Here is a 6,000-nt window from a genome sequence, read left to right on the forward strand (position 1 = left end):
TCCGCCTACGTGCGGCCACGTATTTTTCCGGTCGGCGCTTTCCTCTACGGTTATGCGCAGATTGCATTCGTGCGGCATCACCCAGGGGAGTGACATGAGAAAAGCTGGCGCACAGATGAAGCTTGGCGCGTTCCTGACCGCGACCGGACAGCATATCGCCGCGTGGCGGCATCGGGAGGTGAAGGCGGACGGGGGCGTCAATCTCAAAGAGTATGTCGAGATTGTGCGTATTGCCGAGCGCGGCAAGTTCGACATGATGTTCCTCGCCGACAATGCCGGCATCTGGGATCGCGAACTCGAATCCGACGGGCGCAGTTCCCGCGCGGCCTATTTCGAGCCAATCACGCTTCTTTCAGCCCTTGCAGCCGTCACAGAGAGAATTGGCCTGGTGGCGACAGCCACCACCACCTTCAATGAGCCTTACAACGTTGCTCGCAAATATGCATCGCTCGATCATCTGAGTGGAGGCAGGGCCGGCTGGAATCTCGTGACCTCCGCCAATGAGGCCGAAGCCTATAATTTCGGTTTCGACGTTCACCTGGCCCATGCCGATCGCTACGCCCGGGCGCGCGAGTTCGCGGAAATCGTCCTGGGACTCTGGGACAGTTGGGAGGATGATGCTTTCCTTCGCGACAAGGAAAGCGGCCGCTTCTTCGATCCCGCCAAGCTGCACATGCTCGATCACAAGGGCGAGCGCTTTTCGGTTCGCGGGCCGCTCAACGTGCCGCGCACCCCACAGGGGCGCCCCATCCTCGTGCAGGCAGGCTCCTCCGAGGCCGGAATGGATCTGGCCGCTTGGTGTGCCGATGTGGTCTTCACTGCCCAGCCGGCACTCGCTGATGGCGTGGCTTTCTACAAGGAACTGAAGACGAGGGTTGCGCGCGCGGGCCGCTCACCCGACGATCTCAAGATCATGCCTGGCCTGTCGCCTGTGGTCGGCCGTACAAGGGAAGAGGCGCAGGCGAAATTCCAGGAACTGCAGGAGCTCATCGACCCGGTGGTGGGCCTCGGCCTGTTGTCGTCCATGGCGGGTTATGACCTTTCCGGTTATCCCGTGGACGGGCCTTTCCCCGATCTGCCCGACAGCAACACGGGCAAGGGACGGCTCAAGGTGCTCAAGGATACGGCCCATCGAGAGAATCTCACCATCCGTCAGCTGTACATGCGCATTGCCGGCACGCGCGGACACAATCTCGTCATCGGCACGGCCGCGGATATTGCCGACCAGATGGAGGAGTGGTTTACGTCGGAGGCTGCGGACGGCTTCAATATAATGCCGCAGGCGCTTCCCGCTAGCCTCTCGGATTTCGTGGAGCTCGTCATTCCGGAATTGCAAAGGCGCGGCCTCTTCCGCACCGAATATGAGGGCCGGACCCTACGCGAGCATCTGGGTCTTTCGTGGCCGGCGAACCGCTATGCGGCTGCAAGAGCAGCCGCGGCCGAATGACGCCGGTTGCGCCACGCCACATCGACGAACGGTAGCCCGGCCCGTCCTCTTCTGAAGGAGCATAACCTTGACCAAAAAGATCGTTGGCCTGGCGGGAAACACCCGTCGGCCGTCCAAGACCAGGGCCCTTGTCTCCGTCCTGGTGGAAGAGACCGCGCGGCAGACCGGCGGCGTCGGCACCGTTTACGACATGCTGGATGTTATGCCGGAGATCGGTTCGTGCCTGACGCGCGACGAAGCTTCGCCCGGAATCGAACGGGTTATCTGTGACATTGAAACCGCTGATGCGCTGATCGTTGCGAGCCCTGTGTACAAGGGCTCCTACAGCGGACTCTTCAAGCATCTTATCGATTTGCTCGACCCCAACAGCCTGCTCGAACGGCCGGTGCTTATCGGAGCGACGGGTGGCGGTCAGCGCCATGCATTGATGGTCGAGCACCAGATGCGGCCGCTCTTCGGCTTTTTTGGCGCTTCCAGCGTTCCGCTTGCCGTTTATGCTTCGGACGCTGATTTCAAGGATGGTGAGTTGACCGACGAACCGACATTGCAGCGCTGTGTGATGGCCTGCCGGCAGCTTTCGAATCTAATCAAGCACCGCGTTCCCTTCGAAACCGACTCCGCCGAGAAGCGCTGGGCCTGACGGACCCTTGAACCCGGCAGACCGATTCAGGACAGGACACCGAACTTATGTATAGATTGGGAATCGATGTCGGCGGGACGAACACCGACGCTGTCGTCATGGCTGGCCGATCCGTGCTTTCGGGCGTGAAGACGGCCACCACCGAGGATGTCACGTCCGGGGTGATCGAGGCGCTGGAGACGGCTATCGCCAAGGCCGAGGTCGACCGCTCCAAGATCACTTACGTTATGATCGGCACCACGCATTTCACCAATGCCGTGATCGAGCGTAGGCATTTGAGCCCGGTGGCGGCAATCCGGCTCGGGCTCCCCGCGACCGCCTGCCTGCCTCCGATGGTCGACTGGCCCGAGGATCTCAGAAAGGCAATCGGTGGACACCGCTATCTCGTGCGCGGCGGACATGAATTCGACGGGCGCGAAATCGCAGCGCTGGATCTCGACGAAATCGACCGGATCGCGAGCGACATTCGCGTGAAGGGCATCGAGGCAGTGGCGATCAGCTCGGTCTTCAGCCCTATCAACGGCGCGATGGAGCTTGCCGCGCGCAAGCGGCTGCTCGAGAGCTGCCCGGGCCTGCGCGTGGTGGTGTCCAGCGATATCGGCCGTATCGGTCTTTTGGAGCGCGAAAGCGCGGCCATCATGAACGCCAGCCTGCTCGAACTCAGCAGTCGCACGGTGGAAGCCCTCAGGAGCGCATTGCAGGCCGCGGGCCTGTCCTGCCCCTTCTTCATCACGCAGAATGACGGTACGCTCATGGGAGCGGAGGCGGTGCGGGAGTTCCCGGTGCTTACCTTTGCCTCGGGGCCGACGAACTCGATGAGGGGCGCCGCGTTCCTCACCGGCGAGACCGATGCAATCGTGGTGGATATCGGCGGGACCACGACCGATATCGGCGCCATCCAGCGCGGTTTTCCGCGCCAGGCCTCGACCGTGGTGGATATCGGTGGCGTGCGCACCAATTTCCGGATGCCTGATGTCTTCTCTATCGGTCTCGGCGGCGGCTCACTGGTCCGTCGCGGGCCCGATGGCAGTGTTTCGGTCGGTCCGCAATCCGTGGGCTACCGTATCACCAAGGAAGCCCTCGTCTTCGGCGGCGCCACCATGACCACGACGGATATCGCGGTTGCGGCCGGCAAGGTGAGCATTGGCGAGGCCGCGGCGGTCTCCTCCCTCGACCGGGACCTAGTCGAAAGCAGCATTGCCGAAATCAAGCGCATGCTGGAGCGGGGCGTCGAGCGCAGCCGCATTTCTCCCGAGCCGATTCCCGTCATCGCGGTGGGTGGCGGTTCCATTCTCATGCCGTCCCGGCTGGGAGACCTTACCGTCATTCGCCCGGAAAATTTTGCGGTCGCAAATGCAGTCGGTGCCGCCATCGCCCAGGTCAGCGGCGAGGTGGACCGCATCTTTTCGCTTGCTAACGGGCTCACACGCGAAGACTGCCTGAGGCAGGCCGAAGAGGAGGCCCGCGAGAAGGCTATCCGCTCCGGCGCGCTGGCTTCCACCATCGAAACAATCGAACGCGAAGACGTGCCGCTTGCCTATCTTCCCGGCAACGCCACGCGCATTCACGTGAAGGTCGTGGGGGAGATGGGCGGCATCGATGCTTGATACAAGTGCCGGGTTTCTTGTGGACGAGGGGCGGCTCGATGCGCTGGAGATCGGTGCGGCGGTCCTGGGCACCGGAGGCGGCGGCAATCCGTATATCGGCAAGCTGCGCGCCCGCGAGGCGCTGCGCCAGGGCTATGTCATGCGGGTCATCCCGCTCGAAGCGCTGCCCGACGATGCGGTCGTCGTCTCGGTCGGCGGCATAGGCGCGCCGCTGGTCTCCCACGAGCGCATCAAGCATGGCAGCGAGGGTTTGCGCTGCGTGCGCGCGCTGGAAAAACATCTGGCGATTTCCGTTGATGCAATCGTCTGTGAGGAGATCGGTGGCCAGAACGCGATGGAACCGCTGATTACCGCTTCCATGGCAGGACTGCCGGTGGTCGACTGCGACGGGATGGGGCGCGCCTTTCCCGAAATGCAGATGACGACCTTCTCGATTTTTGGGCACTGCTCCACGCCCAGCGTAATGTGCGACCCGCATGGAAACGCCGTGATCTTCGAGCACGCCATTTCGGAGAAGTGGCACGAGCGGATGGCGCGCGCCTGTGTCGTCGCGCAGGGTGGGGCCTCCACTCTCGCCAGCGCTCCAATGTCCGGCCGCTTTCTCAAGCAATATTCGATTCCGCAATCCTACAGCCAAGCTATTCGGCTGGGTGAAGCCGTTGTGGCGGCAAGGCAGGCCCATGCCGATCCCATCCGTGCCATATGCGACAGCGAAAACGGGGAGGTGGTCTTCCGGGGCAAGATCGTCGATCTGAAGCGGAAGATCGAGGGCGGGTTCGTGCGCGGCACGGTGATGGTCCAGGGCTTCGACGGCTATGAGGGACAGGTGGGCTCCGTCCTCATCCAAAACGAGAACCTGGTCTTTTCGCGCGACGGCGTGGCCGAGGTGGTCGTGCCCGATCTCATCGTGATCCTCGATATCGACACCGGAGCCGCGATCACCACGGAGATGCTGCGCTACGGCCAAAGGGTGGCGGTGCTGGCGCTTCCCTGCCATCCGTTGCTTCGTTCCGAGGCGGCACTGGAGGTGGTCGGCCCCAGGGGCTTCGGCCTCGATCTCGCCTACCGGCCCATGGGCCGGGCCGAAAAGGAAAGGAAACCGTCATGACTTCGTTCCAGGTGACGTCGCAGGATCTGGAAGCGATCGCGATAGGCGGAGCGTTTCTAGGAACCGGCGGAGGCGGTGATCCCTATATCGGCAAGCTCATGGCCCAGTCGGTGATGGCCGAGAAAGGGCCGGTGACCGTCATTTCTCCTGACGAGGTCGCGGACGATTGGCTATGCGTGCCTGTCTGCATGATGGGAGCGCCCACGGTCATGGTGGAAAAGCTGCCAAACGGTTCGGAGGCGGCTTCGGCGCTGGCGCAGCTCGAATCCTTCCTTGGCCGTAAGGCCGATGCCCTGGTCTGCATCGAGGCGGGCGGCCTGAATTCCACCATTCCTTTCGCCGTCGCCTCTGCCACCGGCCTGCCGCTGATCGACGGCGACGGCATGGGACGGGCGTTTCCCGAGCTTCAGATGGTGTCCTTCACCATGCATGGCATCGCCGCCACGCCCATGGTGCTGGCCGATGACAAGGGCAACAGCTCGGTTATCAACGCCATCTCCAATTTGTGGACCGAGCGCCTCGCGCGCTGCCAGACCGTGGAGATGGGAGGGGCCGCCCTGGTCGCTCTCTATCCGATGAGCGGAGCCCAGGTGAAGCAGGGTATCCTCCGGCACACCATTTCGCTCATCCGGGAAATCGGAGAGACCATCGCCGGAGAGCGCTGGGCGCACCGCAACCCGACGGAAGCTCTGGTCTCCCGGCTCAAGGGAAGGCGCCTGTTTGCGGGCCGCGTCGTGGATATCGACCGCCGCACGGTCGGCGGATTCGCACGCGGGCGGGCAACCTTCAAGGGTATGGATGCGTACGAAGGGCAAAGCTTTCAGGTCGATTTCCAGAACGAGTTCCTTGTGTGCCGTAATGGGGAGGGCAGGCTGCTGGCCACCACGCCCGATCTCATATGCGCGCTCGACGCCGATGGCGGGCTGCCGGTCACCACCGAGCAGCTCCGTTATGGACTTGCAGTGACGGTCATTGGCCTGCCCTGTGACAGCCAGTGGCGCACGCCGCACGGCCTCGAACTCGTCGGCCCCCATTATTTCGGCTACCAGCATGACTATATTGCGTTCGAGGAGCTTGCTTAGCCCAGTTCACGCGTTGCTATCGCGTTTCGATGGTTGTGTCGCAAACTTGGAGAGGAGACGCGAAAGGGCCAGTCGCTCGGTAGGGCGTTCAGGCGGCGAGCAACTCAAACTGCTCG

At 62.8% G+C, this 6,000-nt stretch carries 5 protein-coding genes; all 5 read left to right on the forward strand.

Features of this window, described 5'->3' with window-relative positions; translation table 11 throughout:
• Positions 1 to 94: 94 nt before the first annotated feature.
• Positions 95 to 1,447: an LLM class flavin-dependent oxidoreductase gene (locus M511_RS16745; RefSeq protein WP_085502852.1), complete on the forward strand. Its 1,353-nt coding sequence runs from the start codon at positions 95 to 97 to the stop codon at positions 1,445 to 1,447.
• A gap of 67 nt (positions 1,448 to 1,514) precedes the next feature.
• Positions 1,515 to 2,087 carry an FMN reductase gene (gene msuE, locus M511_RS16750; protein ID WP_085502854.1) on the forward strand — a complete coding sequence of 191 codons (573 nt, stop codon included), beginning with the start codon at positions 1,515 to 1,517 and terminating at the stop codon, positions 2,085 to 2,087.
• 47 nt (positions 2,088 to 2,134) lie between these two features.
• Complete coding sequence (locus tag M511_RS16755; protein ID WP_085502856.1) at positions 2,135 to 3,694, forward strand: hydantoinase/oxoprolinase N-terminal domain-containing protein; 1,560 nt, start codon at positions 2,135 to 2,137, stop codon at positions 3,692 to 3,694.
• Positions 3,687 to 4,802: a DUF917 domain-containing protein gene (locus tag M511_RS16760; RefSeq protein WP_024850023.1), complete on the forward strand. Its 1,116-nt coding sequence runs from the start codon at positions 3,687 to 3,689 to the stop codon at positions 4,800 to 4,802. Before M511_RS16755 ends, M511_RS16760 begins: the two co-directional genes overlap by 8 nt.
• Entirely contained in the window at positions 4,799 to 5,884 is a 1,086-nt protein-coding gene (locus tag M511_RS16765; protein ID WP_024850022.1) for a DUF917 domain-containing protein, read from the forward strand. Before M511_RS16760 ends, M511_RS16765 begins: the two co-directional genes overlap by 4 nt.
• Positions 5,885 to 6,000 lie beyond the last annotated feature (116 nt).

It is taken from the genome of Paracoccus sp. J56 (assembly GCF_019633685.1).
GTDB classification, from domain to species: domain Bacteria; phylum Pseudomonadota; class Alphaproteobacteria; order Rhodobacterales; family Rhodobacteraceae; genus Paracoccus; species Paracoccus kondratievae.